Origin of the sequence: Kribbella sp. NPDC051718 (assembly GCF_040681515.1) — a bacterium.
In the GTDB taxonomy this organism is placed as follows: domain Bacteria; phylum Actinomycetota; class Actinomycetes; order Propionibacteriales; family Kribbellaceae; genus Kribbella.
In genome coordinates this window covers 845,999-865,918 of record NZ_JBFAYZ010000003.1, presented here as the reverse complement: position 1 = coordinate 865,918, position 19,920 = coordinate 845,999, and the positions used below count along the sequence as shown (strand labels likewise).

20 protein-coding genes and 1 pseudogene are annotated in these 19,920 nt (G+C 67.3%); 8 read left to right on the top strand and 13 right to left on the bottom strand.

Annotation, left to right across the window (positions count from 1 at the left end; all coding sequences use genetic code 11):
• Positions 1–1,181 (top strand): annotated as a pseudogene (locus AB0M15_RS15660) (hypothetical protein); the annotation flags it as partial.
• A gap of 41 nt (positions 1,182–1,222) precedes the next feature.
• On the top strand, positions 1,223–1,786 hold the full coding sequence (locus AB0M15_RS15655) for a hypothetical protein (RefSeq protein ID WP_363818411.1): 564 nt from the start codon (positions 1,223–1,225) through the stop codon (positions 1,784–1,786).
• A 23-nt stretch (positions 1,787–1,809) separates the two neighbouring features.
• Here AB0M15_RS15655 and AB0M15_RS15650 read toward each other — a convergent pair whose 3' ends face one another.
• From AB0M15_RS15650 to AB0M15_RS15630, 5 genes are all read right to left on the bottom strand, one after another.
• Positions 1,810–2,316, bottom strand: coding sequence for a hypothetical protein (locus AB0M15_RS15650; protein WP_363818409.1), 507 nt, complete (start codon positions 2,314–2,316; stop codon positions 1,810–1,812).
• A gap of 4 nt (positions 2,317–2,320) precedes the next feature.
• Positions 2,321–3,205, bottom strand: a complete 885-nt coding sequence (locus AB0M15_RS15645) for a hypothetical protein (protein ID WP_363818406.1) — start codon at positions 3,203–3,205, stop codon at positions 2,321–2,323.
• A 71-nt stretch (positions 3,206–3,276) separates the two neighbouring features.
• Entirely contained in the window at positions 3,277–3,618 is a 342-nt protein-coding gene (locus AB0M15_RS15640) for a hypothetical protein (RefSeq protein WP_363818403.1), read from the bottom strand.
• Positions 3,619–3,895: 277 nt separating this feature from the next.
• Positions 3,896–6,358 carry an excinuclease ABC subunit UvrA gene (locus AB0M15_RS15635; RefSeq protein WP_363818401.1) on the bottom strand — a complete coding sequence of 821 codons (2,463 nt, stop codon included), beginning with the start codon at positions 6,356–6,358 and terminating at the stop codon, positions 3,896–3,898.
• Positions 6,359–6,362: 4 nt separating this feature from the next.
• A complete protein-coding gene (locus tag AB0M15_RS15630) occupies positions 6,363–7,061 on the bottom strand; it encodes a TetR/AcrR family transcriptional regulator (protein ID WP_363818399.1) in 699 nt (232 codons plus the stop codon).
• Positions 7,062–7,114: 53 nt separating this feature from the next.
• Between AB0M15_RS15630 and AB0M15_RS15625 the strand changes: the two genes are divergently transcribed.
• The gene (locus tag AB0M15_RS15625) at positions 7,115–8,554 is read left to right on the top strand and encodes a DHA2 family efflux MFS transporter permease subunit (RefSeq protein WP_363818397.1); all 1,440 of its coding nucleotides are present in this window, start codon (positions 7,115–7,117) and stop codon (positions 8,552–8,554) included.
• Between the two features lie 3 nt (positions 8,555–8,557).
• Here the strand turns inward: AB0M15_RS15625 and AB0M15_RS15620 are convergent, their stop codons facing one another.
• Positions 8,558–9,373: a VOC family protein gene (locus AB0M15_RS15620; RefSeq protein ID WP_363818395.1), complete on the bottom strand. Its 816-nt coding sequence runs from the start codon at positions 9,371–9,373 to the stop codon at positions 8,558–8,560.
• On the bottom strand, positions 9,370–9,702 hold the full coding sequence (locus AB0M15_RS15615; RefSeq protein ID WP_363818392.1) for a metalloregulator ArsR/SmtB family transcription factor: 333 nt from the start codon (positions 9,700–9,702) through the stop codon (positions 9,370–9,372). Before AB0M15_RS15615 ends, AB0M15_RS15620 begins: the two co-directional genes overlap by 4 nt.
• Before the next feature lie 99 nt (positions 9,703–9,801).
• Here AB0M15_RS15615 and AB0M15_RS15610 point away from each other — a divergent pair, with 99 nt between their 5' ends.
• Positions 9,802–11,733 carry an AAA family ATPase gene (locus AB0M15_RS15610; RefSeq protein ID WP_363818389.1) on the top strand — a complete coding sequence of 644 codons (1,932 nt, stop codon included), beginning with the start codon at positions 9,802–9,804 and terminating at the stop codon, positions 11,731–11,733.
• Positions 11,734–11,736: 3 nt separating this feature from the next.
• Here AB0M15_RS15610 and AB0M15_RS15605 read toward each other — a convergent pair whose 3' ends face one another.
• The 3 genes from AB0M15_RS15605 to AB0M15_RS15595 all read right to left on the bottom strand — a co-directional run bounded on the left by AB0M15_RS15605 (position 11,737) and on the right by AB0M15_RS15595 (position 13,574).
• A complete protein-coding gene (locus AB0M15_RS15605) occupies positions 11,737–12,345 on the bottom strand; it encodes a hypothetical protein (RefSeq protein WP_363818387.1) in 609 nt (202 codons plus the stop codon).
• Positions 12,342–12,887: a sigma-70 family RNA polymerase sigma factor gene (locus AB0M15_RS15600; protein WP_363818384.1), complete on the bottom strand. Its 546-nt coding sequence runs from the start codon at positions 12,885–12,887 to the stop codon at positions 12,342–12,344. The genes AB0M15_RS15605 and AB0M15_RS15600 overlap by 4 nt, the downstream gene beginning before the upstream one ends.
• A 66-nt stretch (positions 12,888–12,953) precedes the next feature.
• Entirely contained in the window at positions 12,954–13,574 is a 621-nt protein-coding gene (locus AB0M15_RS15595) for a dihydrofolate reductase family protein (protein ID WP_363818381.1), read from the bottom strand.
• 70 nt (positions 13,575–13,644) lie between these two features.
• On the opposite strand from AB0M15_RS15595, the gene AB0M15_RS15590 reads away from it, so the two are divergent.
• Positions 13,645–14,415, top strand: a complete 771-nt coding sequence (locus tag AB0M15_RS15590) for a class I SAM-dependent methyltransferase (RefSeq protein WP_363818378.1) — start codon at positions 13,645–13,647, stop codon at positions 14,413–14,415.
• On the opposite strand, the gene AB0M15_RS15585 is transcribed toward AB0M15_RS15590, so the two are convergent.
• The 3 genes from AB0M15_RS15585 to AB0M15_RS15575 are packed head-to-tail and all read right to left on the bottom strand — an operon-like array spanning position 14,412 to position 16,977.
• Complete coding sequence (locus AB0M15_RS15585; protein ID WP_363818376.1) at positions 14,412–15,368, bottom strand: DUF3500 domain-containing protein; 957 nt, start codon at positions 15,366–15,368, stop codon at positions 14,412–14,414. The two genes, AB0M15_RS15590 and AB0M15_RS15585, sit on opposite strands and share 4 nt — an antisense overlap.
• Positions 15,359–16,039 (bottom strand): phosphoglycerate mutase family protein, encoded by a 681-nt coding sequence (locus AB0M15_RS15580; protein WP_363818373.1) that lies wholly within the window; start codon positions 16,037–16,039, stop codon positions 15,359–15,361. Before AB0M15_RS15580 ends, AB0M15_RS15585 begins: the two co-directional genes overlap by 10 nt.
• Positions 16,030–16,977 (bottom strand): cobalamin biosynthesis protein, encoded by a 948-nt coding sequence (locus AB0M15_RS15575; protein ID WP_363818370.1) that lies wholly within the window; start codon positions 16,975–16,977, stop codon positions 16,030–16,032. The genes AB0M15_RS15580 and AB0M15_RS15575 overlap by 10 nt, the downstream gene beginning before the upstream one ends.
• 62 nt (positions 16,978–17,039) lie before the next feature.
• Between AB0M15_RS15575 and AB0M15_RS15570 the strand changes: the two genes are divergently transcribed.
• Genes AB0M15_RS15570 through AB0M15_RS15560 form a run of 3 tightly spaced genes read left to right on the top strand, consistent with a single transcriptional unit; the run spans position 17,040 to position 19,779 of the window.
• Positions 17,040–17,852 (top strand): serine hydrolase, encoded by an 813-nt coding sequence (locus AB0M15_RS15570; RefSeq protein ID WP_363818368.1) that lies wholly within the window; start codon positions 17,040–17,042, stop codon positions 17,850–17,852.
• The gene (locus tag AB0M15_RS15565) at positions 17,849–18,916 is read left to right on the top strand and encodes a dipeptide epimerase (protein WP_363818366.1); all 1,068 of its coding nucleotides are present in this window, start codon (positions 17,849–17,851) and stop codon (positions 18,914–18,916) included. The genes AB0M15_RS15570 and AB0M15_RS15565 overlap by 4 nt, the downstream gene beginning before the upstream one ends.
• On the top strand, positions 18,913–19,779 hold the full coding sequence (locus AB0M15_RS15560; protein WP_363818363.1) for an NlpC/P60 family protein: 867 nt from the start codon (positions 18,913–18,915) through the stop codon (positions 19,777–19,779). Before AB0M15_RS15565 ends, AB0M15_RS15560 begins: the two co-directional genes overlap by 4 nt.
• Positions 19,780–19,920: the final 141 nt, after the last annotated feature.

Here is a 19,920-nt window from a genome sequence, read left to right as displayed (position 1 = left end):
AAGCCGACCCCGAAACCGCCCGCGCCACCGCCGAACAGAAAGCCCGCGAACGCGGCGTCTACATCGGCCGCTCCGACGACCACGGCACCACCACCGTCGTCGTCAAAGCCGACACCGGCTCGGTCATCTTCTTCGACGCCACCATCGACCAGATCGCCGACGCACTCAACGTCCTCGAAGGCCCCGCACCCCACCAGGAACAGCGAGCCAGAGCCTTCAGCATCATGGCCGACCCCGCCCTGTCTCACCTCTTCCTCCAGGTAGCCCAGTACCTAGCCACCCACCAGCCCATCACAGGCACAGCCGCGACCACGCCAACCCCTGCGACCGACCCCATCCCGGACGTGCCGGACCCTGCGGAGGCTGCCGCTGCCCAGCACACCCCAAATGAGGACTCTTCCGGCGCTCCGAATGCCGTGAGCGCTCAGGAAGCGGCTGGTGGAGCCGACACCAGTGAACAGACCAGCCATCGACACCCGGCCGACGAACGCAGCCGGCCCGAAGAGCCAGACTGGCCACCCGCAAGTACGCCGGTCTACCCACCCGATCCGCCGCGGCGGCACCGTGTGGAACCGCTGGAAGCAGCCATTGCCGACAAGCTCGTTTCCGCCATGGACGCTGCCGCGCGGGACAATCTCGCCAGCAGGCTCTTCGCCCTCAAAAGCGCTGCCCGCCAAGCCGGCAGAGACGGCACCAGGCCGGGGAAGGTCAAGCTGTATGTCCACCTCACCGACGAGATCCTGCTCGCCGGTCAGGGAACCATGCGTGTCGAAGGGTTCGGACCGGTGTACGCGAAGCTGGCCGAGCTGATCGGCTATGACCGGGTCGTGCTCCAGCCGGTCATCGACCTCAACGAGGGGCACAACGTCAACGCGTACGAGATCCCGGGCTGGATGCGCGAGCGGGTCAAGCTCACCTACCCGGTCGAGCAGTTTCCGTACGGGCCGGGCGAGACCACCAACCGGACCGACCTGGACCATGTCGTCCCGTACGACCCCAACGGGTCCGAAGGACAGACCAGTACCGCCAACCTGCGACCGCTACGGCGCCGCAGCCACCGGATCAAGACCCTCGCCGGCTGGACCGAACGCGCTGACGGCAACGCCACGGAATGGACCACCCGCCACGGCTACCGATTCCGCGTCGACCGCAACGGCACTCATCCCATCCACGACCCCTAAACCAGTGGCGCCCATGGCGACAGGACGGCCACTCTGGGGACATGCGACTGACCTTTCTGCATGACCCGCGTGGTGGTGAGAGCCTCACGCTGATCCGGCGTGCGGATGGCGCGGAGTTCAACCTCTTCTCGTACTCCCGCAAGCACCGCGTGCCGCACGATCTCGCGCATGCGGTCACCGAACGCGAGCTCGGCATGCCCGACGGCATCTTCGGCTGTATCGCGGCCGGTGCGGTCTTCGACAGCATGGAGCAGACGGCCGGGAAGAAGCGTCACGACGCCAAGGTCCGCAGCGCGCGCATCCTCAAAGCACCGAACAGCATCGGCATGAGCGAGGCGCTCTCGACCGTCTTTCACATGGCGGTCGAGAAAGACCAGCCCACGCCGTACGCCGAAGTCCGCGAAATGTGGGGCGTCACCCGAGCCGATCCCTGCCCGTACGCCGACGCCGACCTCGACCGCACCACCGAGACCCTGCGCGAACTGAGCCAGCGCTGGCAGGCGAGCTCCGACCCGCTCGACTTCCCTTGGCCGGAATCGCTTCAGGTGGAGGCATCACAGCGCGGTCCGAAAATGCGCGTGCGTACCGGCCGCCGCGACCGCTAGCACCTCCACCACAGATACGGCGGCTAGCGACGTCTGCGACTCCACCATGGTTTCCGCCAACCATAGAATGCAACGCCGAACAGCCAGGCGCCCGCGACAGCCGCGCCGAGTTGAATGCCCCACAGGCGACCGAGCAAGGTGTGGCTCAGCTCGCCTCGGGCCCACTTCGCGCCCTCTTGCCGACAGTCGAGCTTGTTGCTCTGCTCATCCTTGATCAGATCGCAGGGCGGGTCCTCGACCGCATCCGCGCTCACCGTCGATCCCGCCGGTGCCTGCTTCGCCTGCTCCGCTGCCTTCGGATTGACGGCCTGGAGCGTCGGGTGCTGTTTCATCCACCGCTCGAAGACCTGCAGCATGGCCAGGTGGCCACGCGCGTTGGGATGGAGGCTGTTGTGGTACCAGTTCTTCGGGTTGAAGCGCTGCTCGGCGATCCCCGCAACGGATCGAAGACCGATGAAGTTCACGCCTGGCTGGTCGTCGTTGGCCGGATCGCACAACTGCAGGTGCGCAGTGGCCAACGCACCTTCCATCTCGTCAAGGAAGTAGAACTTCTCGGCGAGCGCCGCAGCTCTGATGGTTGAGTTCAGGCTCGCGACGAAGCTGCTGATGAAGTCCAGGTCTCCTTGGGACAGCGCCACCTGACCGCACTTGACCGCTCTCCCATTCTCGACGTACGCCGGCGCCGGGGCTGATCACGACCAGGGATGGCGACAACCCCTGCTCAAAGGCGCTGACCTGGGCGAGCTGGCTCCCGGGCTCGTTGTACTGCCGCGCCGGACCAGGCAGGTTTGTCTCCGCCCGATACCGGACGTGGGAGGTCTTGGCGCCCGAGCACGCCAGAAAGGCCATCGAGTCGAAATCGTTTCGCCCTGCGATAGCGGCCCACGCGGTGGGAGAGCGGTGGCAATGGTTCCGACTCCCCTTCCCGCCGCTGTCGGCATTCGCCTCGTAATAGGTCTGTGCTCCTTCGCCGGACATGTAGGAGTCCCCCAGAGCGACAAGCACCCTTTGATCGCCCGCCTTCGGAGTCAGCTCCGCCGGCCACCGGTCGGCCGCCGACGTGATACCCATGAGCGACACCGCAGCGATGACTGCGGCGATGTCGGCCTGCGTACTGGAGACGATCGCAAACACCAGCAGCGCGAGGGCGGCAAAGGCGATCAGAACATACGCGGTTTGCGTAGTTTCCAGTCGCTTGACAGCGATCAAGGCAGATCCACCGAGCAGCAGCGGACCGGTGATGAAGAATGCGGCGACGCGTCGACCCGCTTCGTCACTGTGCAACCAATCCACCGCCGGCTCGGCAAGAATGCTGAGCCCGGCGGGCACGAAAACGACGATCCCGAAGGCAACGAGCACTACCGACCACCCGTGAGACTTCATGAGAAGAAGCCCGACGAGCACGAGCGCCACACTCACGATGAGCAGGAGACCTCCTGTCAGGACGCGACACTTTCCACTGCCGTCCGTGCCTTTTTGCCGGAACCGCATCAGCACGTTCTCGCGTGGGGCGCCGAGATCAAATAGGGAAAGGTCCATGGCTTATCGGCCGACTTGCCCGACTGTGCAGCCTTGATCGATGCCTGATGTTGCCCACTGATCCACAACGTGGCCGCGGCGATATAGAGAATGAAGACGGTACCGACCCCGAACAAAGATGCGCCTTGCCTGCAGATGACGGCCAAGAGGATCGCGGTACACAACAAAAACGGCAGCCGTGTCGCGATTCGCACCACCCGTTCGCGATCCATGGTCTCCGCGTATGACCCAGCCATCCAGCGCCAGAACGCACGCCATGGCGACAAGGCCGCTGGCGCGTTCGAACTTTCCATCAGATGTTCCCCCTGTACTGCTACAACACATCCGAACAGTCCGGAATACACTTCAAATGATGTGCGCAGCGCCTAGGCAGAATCCACAGGCGTACTCCGGAGCGCGAAAACCAACCGGCCGAAATGCTTCGTGGTGCGCTCATATGGTTCCCCCTTGGGAGAGCCGAGTCACATCACGTGGCTGCTCGCCCAAACTCCACTGTCCTCCTCGAAAGGCCTCCTGAGAAGCTTTCAATGAGGTAAAGCCCTCGCGGGGGAAACCACCCACTTGCTTGAGTTAGAGAACGTCGCGGAGGTAGTGGCCGGTGAGGCTTTCGGGGGTTTGGGTGAGTAGGGCGGGGGTGGTGGCGGCTACTATGCGGCCGCCGGCGGTGCCGCCACCGGGGCCCAGGTCGATTACGTAGTCGGCGTTGGCGATCATGTCGAGGTCGTGTTCGATGACGATGACCGTGGCGCCGGCGGTGATCAGGCGGTCGAAGACGTTGAGGAGGACGCGGATGTCGGCGGGGTGGAGGCCGACGCTGGGTTCGTCGAAGATGAAGAGGGTGCCTTGCTGGGGTTTCTCCAGGTCGGCGACGAGTTTGAGGCGTTGGGCTTCGCCGCCGGAAAGCGCCGGAGTGGCTTCGCCGAGGATCAGGTAGCCGAGGCCGACCTCGTCGAGGGTGCGTAGACGCGCTTGCATTTTGCGGAGGCCGGTGAACTTGGTTCGAGCCTGTTCGACGGTCAGGGCCAGCGCCCCGGCCATGGTCAGGTCGTCGAGGGTGATGGTGTCGCAGTCGGGGTTGTAGCGGCGGCCTTCGCACACCGGGCAAGGGATGTCGACGTCGGGGAGGAACTGGACGTCCAGCGAGATCTGGCCGGTGCCGTCGCATTGCGGGCAGCGCAGGCTGCCGGTGTTGTAGGAGAAATCCGCGGCCTTGAGTCCACGCGACACTGCTTCCGGCGTACCGGCGAAGGCTCGGCGGAGGTCGTCGAGGACGCCGCTGTACGTCGCCACGGTGGAACGCACGTTGCGCCCGATCGGAACGGCGTCGACGATGACGGTGCGGTCGATGCCGCCTGCGTCCAGGTGGCGTACGTGTTTGGGCGAGGAGCCGGTCAGGGCCGCGGCGAGGCTGTCGAGTACGAGGGTGGTCTTGCCCGAACCGGATACGCCGGTGACCGCTGTGAGCCGCAACAAGGGGAACGAAGCCTCGAGCGCCTTCAAGGTGAAACGGGGGCCGGTCTCAACGCGGATCCGGCCGTGTTCGAAGACGTCCTCGAGGGGCACGCGTGGGCGAACGACCGCCGGTTCCTGGCCGCCGAGGAATCCTCCGATCACCGACGCAGTCGACTTCGACAGGTCCTCGACGGTGCCGGTGGCAACAATCTCGCCGCCGTGCGCGCCGGCGCCCGGGCCGATCTCGATCAGCCAGTCGGCGTGGCGTAGTACGCGGACGTCGTGGTCGACGAGGACCACGGAGTTGCCGGTCTCGACCAGGCGGCGCGCGACCGTCATCAGGGCGTCGATGTTGCTCGGATGCAGCCCGATCGACGGCTCGTCGAGGACGTACAGGAGGCCTGTCGCGCTGCTTCGCAGAGTACGGCTGAGCTGTACCCGCTGCAGCTCGCCGGTCGAGAGCGTGCGCGAGGCCCGGCCGAGGGACAGGTAGCCGAGTCCGAGGCCGAGCAGGTGCTCAGCGGTCGGAGTGAACGCGTCGACGATCTGCGTGGCCATCCGGGTGAGCTCGGCCGGCGCGGCTGCCGGCAACAAGCGGACGAAGGCCGTCGTCCGGTCGAGGCTCCAGGTGGAGATCTCGTCGAGGGTGACGCCGTTGAGGGGGACGGTTCGCGCGCGTTCGTTGAGCCGCGAGCCGCCGCAGGCCGGGCACTCGGCGATGTGGACGAAGCGGTCGAGGCGGGTGAGCGACTTCTCGCTCTGGGCGTTGGCGAGCGCGTCCTCGATCACCCGGTTGGCGTTGCGGTAGGCCGCGTTGAGCTCGAAGGCGTTGCCTTTCTTGCTCGTGACAACGACCGTCCGCTTGGTCTCCTCACCGTTCAGGACGATCTCGCGCTCGGCCGGAGTCAGCTCCCGGAACGGAACATCCACCCGTACGCCGAGCTGCGCGACCACCTGAGGCAGCAGGCCGGCGCCGAACGAGGCCCACGCCGCCACGGCTCCATCGGCGATCGAGAGCGACTCGTCCGGTACGAGCGCCTCCTGATCGATCTGCCGCGTCTCCCCCGTGCCCGCGCAGGTCTCGCAAGCGCCGTCGCTGTTGAACGCGAACGACTCCGCCCCCGGTACTGCGAAACGCTCGCCGCACTCAGGACAGGTGAGATGCGCGGTCGAGGCGATCTCCAGCGTCGGCTGCACGCGATGGCCGTTGGGGCAAAGGTGCACCCCCAATCGGGAGTACATCAGGCGAAGCGAGTTGAGCAGCTCGGTCGCCGTACCGAACGTACTGCGAACACCCGGTACTGCGGGACGCTGATGCAGCGCGATCGCAGCCGGTACTCCATCAACGGCGTCGACGTCCGCGCGCGCAGCCTGCGACAGGCGTCGGCGGGTGTAGGAGGACAAGGCTTCGAGGTAGCGGCGAGATCCCTCTGCATAGAGCACGCCCAGCGCGAGTGACGACTTGCCCGACCCGGACACACCGGTCAGGGCAACGAGCTGCCGAAGCGGCACGTCGATGTCGACGCTCTTCAGGTTGTGGACACGGGCACGTCGTACTGCGACCTGCTCGCCCCAATGCATGTGGTCATCGTAGGTTGCCGATCATCAGATTCAGCGTGAAGTCGAAGCGTTCGTGGCCCATTCCCGCGGTCAGCTGGAACGCATAGCGCCGGGTCTGCGGGAACTGGTCGGCGGGTAGCGCGGCAAACCGGTGCACCAACTCTTCCCGGCTGACGACCCAGTCGTCGGCCTGCGGAACCAGTGAGTGTTCCAGCGCGTAGGCGCAGACATACAGCCAGAGGGCATCGATGGCCCAGGCCGCGGTCTGCGGTCCGATGCGGCCGGCAAGGAGGATGGCCAGCATTCCTTCGTTGACCCTCAGCACGTCGAGGTCGGTGGCGGCCATCGCGAGGGCTGCCCGGGAGATGCCGGGGTACTTCAGGAACTGGTCGCGCGCCTGGGCGCAGACGTGGCGGATCTGCTCTTGCCAGCTCGCCGGGTCGGGCTTGGGTAGTACGAGCTGGGAGCAGAGGCGGCCGATGATCAGCTCGTCGATGTCCGCCTTGTTGACGACGTGCGCGTACAGCGAGGCGGGGCCGGTGTCGAGGACGGCGGCGACGCTCCGCATCGTCAGAGCGTCGTAGCCCTGGGTCGCCACCACCTCGAGCGCCGCGTCGGTGATCCGGTCGACGGTGATCGGCTCTTTGCGGCGCTTCTGCTGCGCCGGCACGGCGGCGGGCTGAGCGTGCCGGGCGGCACGGCGTTCTCTCGGATCGACTGGCATGTGACCGACCCTACCGTTGACACGAACAATGTTCCAAGAGTAGAACTTAGTTCGTGACTGTAGAACAACGTTCGTTGGAAGCGTCGAGCACCGCTCCGCTCCCCCTTCGGCAAGCCTGGCTCGTGCTGGCTGCCGTCTTCATCGCCGATGTGATGGACGTCATCGACTCCACCATCGCCAACCTCGCCGGCCCCTCGATCCGCGCCGACCTCGGCGGCAGCGAGACCACCCTGCAGTGGGTGCTCACCGCCTACACCGCGGCGTTCGCCATCGGCCTGATCACGTCCGGCCGGCTCGGCGACCTGCTCGGCCGCCGCCGGCTGTTCCTGCTCGGCATGGCCGGCTTCACGCTGACCTCGCTGGCCTGCGGCCTGGCGCCCACTGTCGGCTTCCTGATCACCGCCCGCGTGCTGCAAGGCCTGTTCGGCGCCGTGATGATTCCGCAGGGCTTCGCGATGGTGAAGGTCGTCTTCCCGCCGCACCTGCTGCGCAAGGCGCTGATCCCGTTCGGTCCCGTGATGGGACTCGCGACGGTCGCCGGGCCGATCATGGCCGGCTGGCTGCTGCACCTCGACCTGTTCGGCAGTCAGTGGCGCTCGATCTTCCTGATCAACGTGCCGATCGGCGTCATCGCCTGGCTGCTCGCCTGGCGAGTCCTGCCGCACCGTACCGGCGAGGACTCGAACGCCCGGCTCGATCTCGGCGGCGTCGGTCTGCTCACGCTGTCGTCAGCGCTGTTGATCATCCCGCTGATCCAGGGCCGCGAGCTCGGCTGGCCGCTGTGGACCTATCTGTCGATGGCTGGCTCGGTCGTCGCGCTGGCCCTGTTCGTCGGCTCCGAGCGGCGCAGCAAGCATCCCGTGATCACGCCTTCGCTGTTCACCAAACGCAGCTTCGTCGTCGGTCTTGCCATCACCGGCGCCTTCTACGCATCGCTGAGCGGCTTCCAGTTGGCGCTCAACCTGCTCCTGCAGCTCGGCGAGCACTGGACCCCGCTGCACACCAGCCTGACCTTGATCCCGTGGGCGCTCGGCAGCGCTGTCGCTGTCGCGCTCGCCGGCGCAGTACTCACCCAGCGACTCGGCCGCGCCACCCTGCACCTCGGCCTCGGCATCGCCGTCATCGGCCTGCTCGCGCTCTGGTGGACCGTGGCCGCCACGGACCTCACGTCCTGGACGCTCGCACCCTCACTGCTGCTGATCGGCTTCGGTACCGGCCTGGTCTTCGTCCCGATCTTCGACTTCATCCTCGGCACCGCCACCACCGAAGAGGTCGGCACCGGCGCCGGCATGCTCAACGCCGTCCAGCAGTTCTCCGGCGCCATCGGCGTAGCCGCCCTGGGCACCGTCTTCTTCGCCCGAGCCGCCCACGCCCACACCAAACCCTTCACCCACGCCGGCGAACTGGTCATCGTGCTGGCCGCCGTCTTCTTCGCCCTCACCTTCACCCTCGTCTACCTACTCCCCAAGCACGTCCAGCAACCAGAAGCCTGACCGTCAAGCCATCGACGGACCCGACTGGACGAACCGCCAGTGATGACCTTCGAGATCCTTCACCTCGTACGACCGGTAGCCATGCTGTTCGATTCCCGCGACGATCACCGCGCCGTTCGCGGTACTACGGGCGAAGTGGGCATCGAGGTCATCGACAGAGATCCAGACCGCATGGTCGACCGGCCGTCGATCGACGAGCTCCTTCAGCGCGAAGAGCATGATCGCCGAACCGCCCACCCGGAGCTCGTTCCAGGACGGATGGTTGTCGTCGCCGGACAGCCGCAAGGACGACTCCAGGCCGAAGACCTTCCCCAGCCATTCGGCTGCGGCGGCGGGATCCTCGTAGTACAAGGCGATGCCCAGGCGGTCGAGCTCAGCCGGCGCCTGCGCAGCGGCTGAACTGATGCGGTCGGCGTACCAGCCGATGACGTTTGGCCAGAAGTAGAAGGCCTTCTTGCCGCCTGGTAGCAGGGTCTGTTCGACGCTAACTCGGGTGCCGCCTTCGACGGGGGCGAAGCGGATTTCGGTTTCGGTGTCGTCTACTGAGCTTCGGTAGGCGAACAGGGCGCCGGGATCCCAGGCGGTGATCTGGCCGAGTTCGAGGACGTCTTCGGCGGTGGTGGCGTCGGCGTGCCGGTAGATCTCGAGGATTCGGCCGCCGAGGCCTGGTTCGATCTGCATGCCGATGGCGCGGGTGGCGTCGAAGAAGTTGATGGGGCCGCGGACCCACCACAAGTCGATCTCGGCGGTGAAGATCCGGAAGGCTGTCGCTGGGTCGGTGGCGACCTCGACGGATGCGGACGCGGACGGCTTGGTCACGATCTCTCCTCTCGTTCGACGTGCTTCTTGAAGGCCCCCAACTGCTCCTGCCAATGCGCCTGTACCTGATCAAGCCACGCCTGTACGGCGACCATCGGCTCCTGCCGCAGGTGGAACACCCGCAGCCGCGCGTCATCCGGCACCCGCTCGTCGTCGATCACCCGGGCGGCCAGGAGAATCCGCAGATGCCGGCTCATCGCCGGCGCCGACGCCCCGGTTGCCATCGCGAGCTCACCAGCCCGCCGCGGCCCCTCCCCCAGCAACCGAACGACCTGCCGGCGCGTCGGATCAGCCAGTACCTCGAAGAAGCGGTCAACTTCGTCTTCCATGGATTAATAGTTACAGCAGCCGTTAACTATTCGCAAGACGTGAAGCACCCTGACGCACTAAAGTGAGCGGGCCTGATGGTCGGCTAGGAGAGGAAGTTCGTGGAGCAGCACACCCGGAGAGCGCGCCTGCTCGACGTACTCACAGCTGAGCGGGCTTGGGAAGTACCGGATAGCTGGCTGGCCGGGGTTCGGGGGCAGCTTCGCGCCTGGGCCGACGACCCGAAGGCGTTGCGGCCGGGAGCCTTTCCGGAGTTCGTCGACGGGACGCCCGCGGCGGTGTGGTTCGCGCATCAGATCGCGCCGCTGCTGACCGGCTGGATTCCGGTACTCCGCGGCGAATACGCCGACGTCAGCGCGGCCGTGACCCGGGACTTCTATCGGCCGTCGGGCTGGGTCGGCGCCGGGCATGTGGTCCGCGTCGCCGCGACCGACTGGCCGCTGCTGGTGTTGTCGGGCGCGCGCGGCTTCAACGAAGAGAGCCGTCGGCAAGCATTGCAGTTGTCGCGTGACGTGGTGAGCCTGTTCGTCGACGCTCCGCCGATGGCCGCTCGCGCGCAGGCGTTGACCGCTGGGTTCGATCGGGTGCTGGGCGACCGCGAGGCGACCCGGATGCATGTCGCGGCCGATTACGAGACGATCGAGCAGTTCTGGCGGACGACGGTGCTCAGCGACGCGGAGCGCGCAGTACTGCCGGAGCTCGGTGGCTCCGAGGCGGCGCTCAGGTACTCGCTCGACTCGTTGCGGGATGCCCACGCGAAGTTGTCGGCGGTCGTTGTGGACGATGAGGCGCCGGGGTTCGCGCAGTTGCTGGCGCGGTTGATCCGGGCGACCGGGCTCGGCGGACAGCCTGCGGAGGTCGGGCAGGTCCTGGGCGCTGAGGGGTGGGATGTCGAGGGCGCGCTGGCTGAGCTGAGGGACGGGTTCGAAACCCAGACTTGGTTGGGGCGCAACGCTGACTGGCTAGGCAGAGCGATCGCGCAGGACCAGCGGGTGCCGGCGCGGTACTGGGTGGCGGCGGCTACGCGAGTGTCGGTGCATTTGTCGGGCGTACTGGAGAACGGGCCGTGGCCGGAGCCGGAGGTGCCCGACCTCGGTGCGTTCTTCGAGCACCTCGACGGCGGGCGCGCACCGGCGGTGGAGGCGGCACCGGTGAGGCAGGCTGTCGTTGCGGAGCTTGAGCAGACTGATGGGTTGGCTGAGCTGGAGGCCTTGATCGGGCTGGAGTCGATCAAGGACTCCGTGCGCCGGATGGTGGCCGAGATCAGGACCAACCAGCGGCGCAAGGAGCTCGGGCTGCCGACGCAGGACCGGGCCCGGCACATGGTGTTCGTCGGCAAGCCCGGTACGGCCAAGACCACGATCGCCCGGCTGCTCGCCAAGATCTACAAAGAGCTGGGCGTACTCGAGAAAGGCCACGTGGTCGAGGTCGACCGATCGGATCTGGTCGGCTCCGGAGTCGGTACCACCGCCCCGATGACGGCCGCCAAGTTCCGCGAGGCGCTCGGCGGGCTGCTGTTCGTCGACGAGGCGTACACCCTGGTACCGGACAACAACCCCGGTGACTTCGGGATGGAGGCCGTCGCCACCCTGCTGAAGATGATGGAGGACTACCGCGACGAGTGCGTCGTGATCGTCGCCGGGTACCACCGTGAGATGCAGCGGTTCCTGGACTCCAACCCGGGCTTGGCGTCGCGGTTCCCGAAGCTGCTGTCGTTCGCCGAGTACGACACCGACCAGTTGGTCGCCATCTTCGAGTTGCAGGCGAAGCAGAAGGGGATGATCCACAGCCAGGAGGTCCTGGCTGTGGTTCGCAAGTACATCCCCGCCGCTCCGCGTGGGCACAACTTCGGCAACGGCCGGTTCATCCGGAACATGCTCGAGGAAGCCATCTCCACCCAGGCGACCCGGCTCTCCCTGCGCGACCCCGAGACGCTGACCGAGCGCGACCTGCGGGAACTGCTCCCCGAAGACGTCAGGCCGGCTACCTCGATGCGCGCCGAGGACTACCTGTTGCAGCGGCCGGGCACCTGAGGATCAGCCTCCGAAGGCCTGCTTGTAGAGGCTGAGGAGTTCCGGGTTGGTCGGGGCGCTCTCGCCGCAGAGGCTGACCTGGGCGTTGGTCGCGGTGATGAGGTAGGTGCCGCCGACCTTGAAATCTACGCCGAGCAGAGTGGTGACCGCGTCGGCGTCGGACTGGACCTCGACCGTGGTGGCTTCGCCGCCGCGGTACCAGTGGTCGACGTGGAGGGTGACCTGCTCGCCCTTGATGGCGGTGGCGGTGCCCTCGAAGGCGGTCTCCATCCCTTGGAGGTCTGCCACCTCTACCGCGCGGCACTTGGCGTTGGGCGCAGCGCCGACGGTCAGCTTGAGGACGCTCGGCGTGCTGACAGCGCTGGTCGGCGGACCGGCCACAGGCTGGTTGTCGTTGCCGGAGTTGCCGGCGACGGCCCAGCCGACTCCACCGGCGGCGAGCAGTACGCCGGCGGCAACCGCGGGCAGCCAGCGGCGGTAGGTGTTGCGGGTGGGCCGGGTTTCGGTGTCGGTGGTCATCGTGGCCTCCAGGAGGCGGTCGAGGTTCGGCTCGGGAGCGTGCCTCGCCGGATCGGCGGCCTTCAGCTGGGCCAGCAGTTCGTCGTCGTTCACAGCTCGCTCCCTCCTTTACCCTTCTCCTGTCCGGCACCGACCGCGTTCTTTCGCCCGAGGACCGCGGCCAGCTTTTTCTTTGCCCGATGCAACCGAATGCTGACGGCGTTCGCGGTCAACCCGGTCACCTCCGCGATCCCCCGCGGCGCCAGCCCCTCCCAGGCCCACAACGTCACGACTTCCCGATCGAGCTCGCCCAGAGTCTTGAGCGCCTCGTACAGCGCAGCATGATCAGTAGTTGCCGTTGGCAACTCCGAAGCAGTACGAGCCAACCGCTCCACCAACCGGAGCCGGCGCCCCTCCGCCCGCCGCGCGTTGGCCAAACAACCACGCGCGACCCCGTAGCACCACGGCAACACCTCGTCCGGATCAACCGCAGTACCGTCGCCAAGCCCAGGTACGTCATCGAGCCGCCGCCACAACACCAGCATCGTCTCCGCCAGCACGTCATCGACCGCGTCGGCAGCGGCCCGCCGCACCAGATACCGATGCACAGGCGCCCCCACCACCCCCACCAACACCTCAAAGCGAGCCTCGCGCACCCGCACATCCTCTCGCCCAACCGTAGAAGTCACACCCATCCCTGTCCGGCAAGCCCCGGATTCTTTCTAACGGCGGACCAGCTGCACGTGCCCGGCTGTGGCGGAGCTGGTTTGGTCGGCGACGCGGTACTGCGCGAGGGCGTCGTCGAGGTTGTCGAAGAGGCGGATGCCGGTGCCGGCCAGGACTGGGGCGATGACCAGGTGGAGTTCGTCGATCAGGCCGGCGCGGAGGTATTGCTGGATCGTTGTGGCGCCGCCGGCGATGACGACGTCTTGGCCGTCGGCTGCTTGGAAGGCTTGGTCGAGGACCTTCTCGATCGGGGCGTCGGTGAAGCGGAAGGTGGTGCCGCCCTCCATCGGGAGGTCTGGGCGGAGGTGGTGGGTCTGGACGAAGGTGGTGTGGTGGTATGGCGGGTTCGGGCCCCACCAGCCGGTCCAGGACTCGTCCTCCCACGGGCCTCGCTGCGGACCGAACATGTTGCGGCCCATGATCGTGGCACCCACGTTGTCGTTCCACCGGTTCAGCCGCTCGGCGTCAAGACCGGTCGCGCCGGCCTCCATCGCCGCTTCCATCCAGCCGTGCAGGTCGTCCATTCCGTCCCCGAACGGTTTGTCGAGCCGCTGGTTCGGGCCGGCGGCATAGCCGTCCACGGTGATCGTGAAGTTGTGAACGCGTACCTTCGCCATGATCTGTCTCCTTAAAGGTTGCTTTACCGCAGAGTCGGAGCCGGTCGGGCGGCTTTGACATGGAAACTCGATGGACATGGTCGGCGCCGACAGTGCAGGCTGCCAGGCGATGACCAGCAGCGAAGTGTGGGACGAGGACACTGCGACGCGGTACGACGCGTCGTCCGCCGAGATGTTCGAGCCGGAGGTGATCGAACCGACGGTCGGCTTCCTGGCAGAACTGGCCGGCCAGGGCGCAGCGCTGGAGTTCGCGATCGGTACCGGCCGGGTGGCCATCCCGCTTGCGGTTCGCGGCGTCGCCGTGACCGGGATCGAGCTGTCCGAGCCGATGGCGGCTCAGCTGCGACAGAAGGACCAGACGCTCCCCGTCGTGATCGGCGACATGGCGACGACGCAGGTGCCCGGCGAGTACGAGCTGGTCTATCTCGTCTTCAACTCCATCTCGAACCTGCGGACCCAGGCTGAGCAGGTCGAGTGCTTCCGCAACGCGGCCCGCCACCTCAAGCCGGGCGGCCGCTTCGTCATCGAGCTGTGGGTGCCCGCGATCCGCCGGATGCCGCCGGGGCAATCCGCGGTACCGATGGGCATCGGCGACGGACATCTCGTCTTCGACACGTACGATCTCGCGACCCAGGCCTGCGCGTCGCACCACTACTTCACCGACCCCGACGGCACGACCCGGTACGAAGCCGGCAACTTCCGCTACATCTGGCCTGCCGAGTGCGACCTGATGGCTCAGCTGGCCGGACTCGAGTTCGAGGCCCGGTACGCCGATTGGCACCGAGCCCCCTTCACCGCCGACAGCGAAAGCCACGTCTCCGTCTGGCGCAAGCCGGTCTAGTACCCGGCGTAATGAGCAGCGAGTAGATCCGTACCCCAGTCGTTGCGCAGATCCCGCCACACCGAGTGGATGTGGTTGGCGTCGTCCTGCGTGTTGTCGTACTCCGCCAAGAACGTCGGCCCCGCGATCGAGTAGTAATGGCCGCCGCCCGGCCGGGTCGCCCCGGCCCACGCAAACGTCAACCGCTCGATCCCCTGCTCCGTGATGTCCTGCCACGTCTGCAGGCCGATCGGGCCGGCGGCGCGGCCGATGTATTGGCCGATCAGCAGGCTGAAGAGTTGCCGCTGCTCTGGCGTCAGCTCGCCGTACGGAAGCCCACGCATCAATACCTTGGGGTCCGCCACCGGGTCATATCGGGTCAGGATGTCGGACGGCGCCGTGTCGGAGACGATCGCGAGCTCCCGCTGCCCGGCCTCCAGCGAATCCAGGAACGAGAACCCCAGATCCTGCTCGGCCGCCAGCGTCCGCAACCCCTCATGCGGCCCGGACAACACCGTCGCCGGCTCGGAGCCGAAGAACTGCGGCGTGAACCCGATCGCACCCGACACGAACGTCACATGCAACGCGATGTGATGCCCGTTGAGCCGCCAGGCCCACGGGGCCATCCCAGCAGGATCGCCGAGCACCCGCAGGAAGTACCGCTGCTCGGACCCGACATCCACAGCCGACCCCGGCTCGGCCTGCGGCAGTCCCCGCCGGATCGCCTCGGTGAACATCACCGACCGCGCATCCGCCAGCCCGCGCTCGCTCAACGCGATCTCCAGCAACCGAAGCGCGAGCCGCCGCTGCTCGACCGACAACTCCCCCAGCGTCACCCCGGGACGATCGCCCGGCAGGTACGTCCACACCTGGTGGTCAGGCGTGTCGAAGGGAGCGGTCGCCTTCTCCCGCAGCTCCGGACTCAAGGCGGCCAGCAACTCGACGGCCGCGTCGCGAGACTGTTCTACAACCATGCCGATCGCTCCCGTTCAGTCGGAGTGTGCTGGGTCCATTGTTCGAACGGCCGGTCCAGTTTGTACCGGAAGTCCGGCTGCCGCAGCAGCACCCGTGTCTCCGCGTTGCCCGGGTTGCGCAGCGTCTCGAAGAACTTCACCGACCAGTGGAACCAGCGCATGCAGAACAGCCGCATCGTCAGCCCGTGCGACACCAGCAGCACGTTCCGCGGCGAGTCGGGCGTCTCGAAGTCGCGGTGCATCGTCTCGAGGAAGCTCGACACCCGGTCGTACACGTCCGAGCCGGACTCGCCATGCGTGAACCGGTAGAAGAAGTGCCCGTACGAGTCCCGCAGCGCCTCCTGCCGGGCGATGTCCTCGGTGTCCTGGAAGTTCGCCCAGTCCTGCTCACGCAGCCGTGGCTCCTCCCGGGCGACCCCGATCAGGTCGTCCAGCCCGAGCGAGTCGAGCGTCTGCAGCGTCCGCAGGTACGGCGAGACGTAGACGCGTACCGGCTCGCCCTCGAAGAGTTCGCGCAACTGCTTGCCCGCCGCGGCCGCCTGCTCGTGCCCGTGCGCGGTGAGCGGGACCGAGTGGTCGGGCACGGTCTCGTAGACCCGCTTGTCGAGATTGGCCTCGGACTCGCCGTGCCGGATCAGCGCGATCCGCATCGGCCGCTGGGTCAGATGCATGCCCGCTCCCCTCGCCTTCCACGGTGCTTCGGACGCAACGCCACGATCGCCGCCAGCGCGGCCGACGCGTAGGCGACGCGCCGCGCGAGTGATGCCGTACGCCGGATGTCGCCGACCGTCGGTGGCAGGCCGTCTCCCAACGTGCCCCGATCCTCGACCTCGGAACCGTACGAGTTGACCCCGCCCAGTCGCAGGCCGAGCGCACCCGCGAAGGACGCCTCGACCGGGCCTGCGTTCGGACTCGGATGGCCGGGTGCATCCCGTCGCCAGATGCGCCACGACTCCCCCGGTCGCCCGGAGACGAGGCCGGTCAGTACTGCGCACACTCGCGCCGGCAGCAGGTTGACCGCATCATCGAGTCGCGCCGACGCCCACCCGAAGTTGCGGTAGCGGGGCGACTTGTAGCCGACCATGGCGTCGAGCGTGTTGACCGCGCGGTAGCCGATCAGGCCGGGGATCCCGAGGAGGCCGCCCCAGACGAGCGGGGCGACGGTCGCATCGGAGGTGTTCTCGGCGATTGACTCGACGGTCGCGCGGGCGAGCTCGTCGGCTTCGAGGTCGGTGGCGTCGCGGCTGCAGAGGTAGCTGAGTCTGCCGCGGGCGTCCTCGAGTTCTTTGGCGTCGAGGTAGCCGGCCATGATTTCGGCTTCACGCTCGAGGCTGCGGCCGCCTAGGACGGCCCAGGTTGCGGCGGCGGTGAGCACGGTTCGCGCGATCGGGCGGCCGGCTGTCAGCTTTTCGGCTGCCACGCCTACGGTCGCGGTCGTGGTGATGAGGAGGGCGGCGTACTTCGTACCGGCCGCGCGTGAATCGGCGTACAGCGTGCGCTCGAGCCGGCCGGCGACCTGGCCGAAACCGGCCACCGGGTGGAAGCGGCGTGGGTCGCCCAGCCAGCGATCGGCGGCGAAACCGAGGAGAAGTCCTAGCGCTCTCGACACTCCGCGAAGTCTGCCAGGCCCGGCAAGTTCAAGGACGGTCGCGGTGTGGAAGGGTGACGATCATGGGAATTGCAGACCAACTCCGTGGGGTCGACGGGCGGGGTGAGTTCGGTGTCTGGCTGGGGCGGCTCGACGGCAAAGCGGTGCTGCGGCATCACGCGGAGCGCACGCACTACGCCGCGAGCACGATGAAGCTGCCGGTCGCGATCGCGATGATGCGGCTGGTCGAGGCCGGTGAGCTGGCGCTCGACCAGGCGGTGACCGTGCACAACGACTTCGCGTCGGCGGCGGGTGGGCGGTTCGGGGTCAATCCGGCCGAGGACGAGGCGCCGGCGACCTGGACGCGGCTCGGGGAGCAGGTGACTTTGGGCTGGCTGGCGACAGAGATGATCACTCGGTCGAGCAATCTCGCGACTGATCTGGTCCTGGAGCAGACCGGGGTGGATGGGGCCAATGCCGTGCTGGCCGAGTACGGATCCGGCGCCAGCGTGATCCGGCGCGGCATCGACGACGCGGGAGCGCAGGCGGCGGGGATCAGCAACTTGATGAGCCCGGCCGATCTCGCCGCCGTCTTGGTTGCTGTGGGCAATGACATGACGGCATCGGGTGAGTATGTGCGCGAGCTTCTCGCCGGAAATACCTGGAACGGCGAGATCCCGGCCTTGCTGCCGTCGGGGACACGCGTGGAGCACAAGAACGGCTGGGATCTCCGGATCCGGCACGACGGTGGCATCGTCCGGCCTTCCGACGCCGACGCCTTCGTGCTCGTGGTCTGCACGACGTCCGAGCTGCCCGATTCCGAGGCGCAGCGGTTGATCGCCGAGATCGCACTTGAGGCCTGGACCCATCGACACGATCTGGAGGCGATCCGGTGAAACTCACCACGCACCTGATCTCCGCACCGCTGCACACCCCGTTCATCACAGCACTCCGTACTGCGACCAGCGCCGACTCCCTGCTCGTCGAGCTGACGGACGGCGAGCTGAGCGGCTGGGGCGAGGCGCCTCAGGTCTGGAAGGTGACCGGCGAATCGCTGGCCGGCGCGCAGGCCTGCGTCGAAGGTCCGATCGCGGCCGCGCTCGACGGGCTGGAACCGGACGACTTCACCGAGGCGTTGCGCCGGATCCAAGCGGCCGTGCAGGGCAACTTCGGGGCCAAGGCGGCGGTGGATGTCGCTCTGCATGATCTCGTGGCGCGTCGACGGGGGCAGACCTTGCATGGGTTCCTCGGGTCGACCGTTTCGTCGGTGCGGACGGATGTGACGTTGTCGGTCGGGGATGCCGAAGAGTTGGCGGCGTCGGCGATAGATCGGATCGCTGACGGGTTCGACGTGTTGAAGGTGAAGGTCGGGACGGGTGACGCTGCGGCTGACTTCCACCGGGTACGCCGGGTGCGGGAGGCGATCGGGCCGGATCCGCGGCTGCGGCTCGATGCGAATCAGGGGTGGAGCCGGCGGGACGCGGTGAACGCGATTCGTGCTCTGGAGGATGCGGGGTGCGATATCGAGCTGGTCGAGCAGCCGGTGGTCGCGGCCGATCTGGAGGGGATGGCGTGGATCACTGATCGGGTGAGTACGCCGATTCTGGCTGATGAATCGGTGTACGGAGTACGGGATCTGGTCGCGGTGATCCGGCATGGCGCGGCTGATCTGGTCAATGTGAAGCTCGCCAAGTGTGGTGGGCTGGCGACCGCCCGGACGCTGCTCGAGTTGGCTCGGGAGCACGGGCTTGGGGCGATTGTGGGGTCGATGATGGAGAGTCACGTGGGGATCGGGGCGGCGGCTGCGCTTGTCGCGGCGTACCCGACTACGGCGGTCAATGACCTCGACGCGGCCTGGTGGTTGAGGTCGGCGCCGGTGGTCGGCGGGGTGCGATATGAGGGCTCGGTGATCCACCTGCCGACGGCGGCTGGACTCGGCGTGACAGGCTTGACGCTATGAAGTTAGTTTCCGCCAAAGTACCGGTGAGTACCGTTTGGACTTCACCGGATGCGCCACGGGACGTCGACGCGCCTGCGATCGCCGCCCAGCCTGACGTCGCCGCCTGGGCGAAGGCCATGGACACCGAGACCCGGCTCGGCCTGCACGGCCGGACGCTCACCCAGTTGCTGTTCGCCGAGCCGGTGCTCGTACGGTCCGAACGCGACGGGTGGTCCGAGATCATCGCGCCGTGGCAGCCGTCGTCGGCCGACGACCTCGGCTATCCGGGGTGGGTGCCGTCGAGCCATCTCGGTGAGCTGCCGGGCGCTGCCACTGCACCGGTCGCCGTCACTGTGCCGACTGCTCAACTGTTCGCCGAGCCGGGCGCCGGTCATCTGGCTGACCTGTCCTTTGCGACCGTACTGGCGTCAGTCGACCATGCCGACGGCTACACCCGCGTCGCACTGCCCGACGGTGGCTCCGGCTGGCTTGCAGACTCTGCGCTGCGTCCCGTGGACTCCCCCGCATCACCCGAGGACCGCATCCGCCTGGGCTCACTCTTCCTAGGCCTCGAGTACCTCTGGGGCGGCACCTCCACCTACGGCCTCGACTGCTCCGGCCTGGTCCACGCCGTCAGCCGCGTCCTCGGCCAGCGAATCCCCCGAGACGCCCACGACCAGTGCGACGCCCTCGAACACATCCCCACCGACGAAGCCCACCCCGGCGACCTCTACTTCTTCGGCCGCCCCGGCCAGAAGGTCCACCACGTAGGTTTCGTCTCCCCCGCCGGCATGCTCCACGCCTCAGAAACCGGCAAACGCCTAGAAAACGAACCCCTACTCCCAGAACGCCGCCAAACCCTGGTAACCACCGCCCGCCTCTAACCCACCACCCAACAGCCTGCCGCCGGGCGCTCACCTCCTGCCCAGGCAGCCACCGAGCGAAGCGAGGCGTGCTGCCTGGACCACCGTGGCGGTGCTCCTCCGAACAACAACCGGCGCCCGATCCCCGCAGGGGATCGGGCG

Bases quoted from the DNA above. Each gene is read 5' to 3' on its own strand.
- AB0M15_RS15560 (WP_363818363.1), top strand. From the start codon at position 18,913: ATGAAGTTAGTTTCCGCCAAAGTACCGGTGAGTACCGTTTGGACTTCA.
- AB0M15_RS15590 (WP_363818378.1), top strand. From the start codon at position 13,645: ATGGACATGGTCGGCGCCGACAGTGCAGGCTGCCAGGCGATGACCAGC.
- AB0M15_RS15595 (WP_363818381.1), bottom strand. From the start codon at position 13,574: ATGGCGAAGGTACGCGTTCACAACTTCACGATCACCGTGGACGGCTAT.
- AB0M15_RS15630 (WP_363818399.1), bottom strand. From the start codon at position 7,061: ATGCCAGTCGATCCGAGAGAACGCCGTGCCGCCCGGCACGCTCAGCCC.
- AB0M15_RS15570 (WP_363818368.1), top strand. From the start codon at position 17,040: ATGGGAATTGCAGACCAACTCCGTGGGGTCGACGGGCGGGGTGAGTTC.
- AB0M15_RS15635 (WP_363818401.1), bottom strand. From the start codon at position 6,358: ATGCATTGGGGCGAGCAGGTCGCAGTACGACGTGCCCGTGTCCACAAC.
- AB0M15_RS15585 (WP_363818376.1), bottom strand. From the start codon at position 15,368: ATGGTTGTAGAACAGTCTCGCGACGCGGCCGTCGAGTTGCTGGCCGCC.
- AB0M15_RS15615 (WP_363818392.1), bottom strand. From the start codon at position 9,702: ATGGAAGACGAAGTTGACCGCTTCTTCGAGGTACTGGCTGATCCGACG.
- AB0M15_RS15580 (WP_363818373.1), bottom strand. From the start codon at position 16,039: ATGCATCTGACCCAGCGGCCGATGCGGATCGCGCTGATCCGGCACGGC.
- AB0M15_RS15655 (WP_363818411.1), top strand. From the start codon at position 1,223: ATGCGACTGACCTTTCTGCATGACCCGCGTGGTGGTGAGAGCCTCACG.
- AB0M15_RS15640 (WP_363818403.1), bottom strand. From the start codon at position 3,618: ATGGAAAGTTCGAACGCGCCAGCGGCCTTGTCGCCATGGCGTGCGTTC.
- AB0M15_RS15650 (WP_363818409.1), bottom strand. From the start codon at position 2,316: ATGGAAGGTGCGTTGGCCACTGCGCACCTGCAGTTGTGCGATCCGGCC.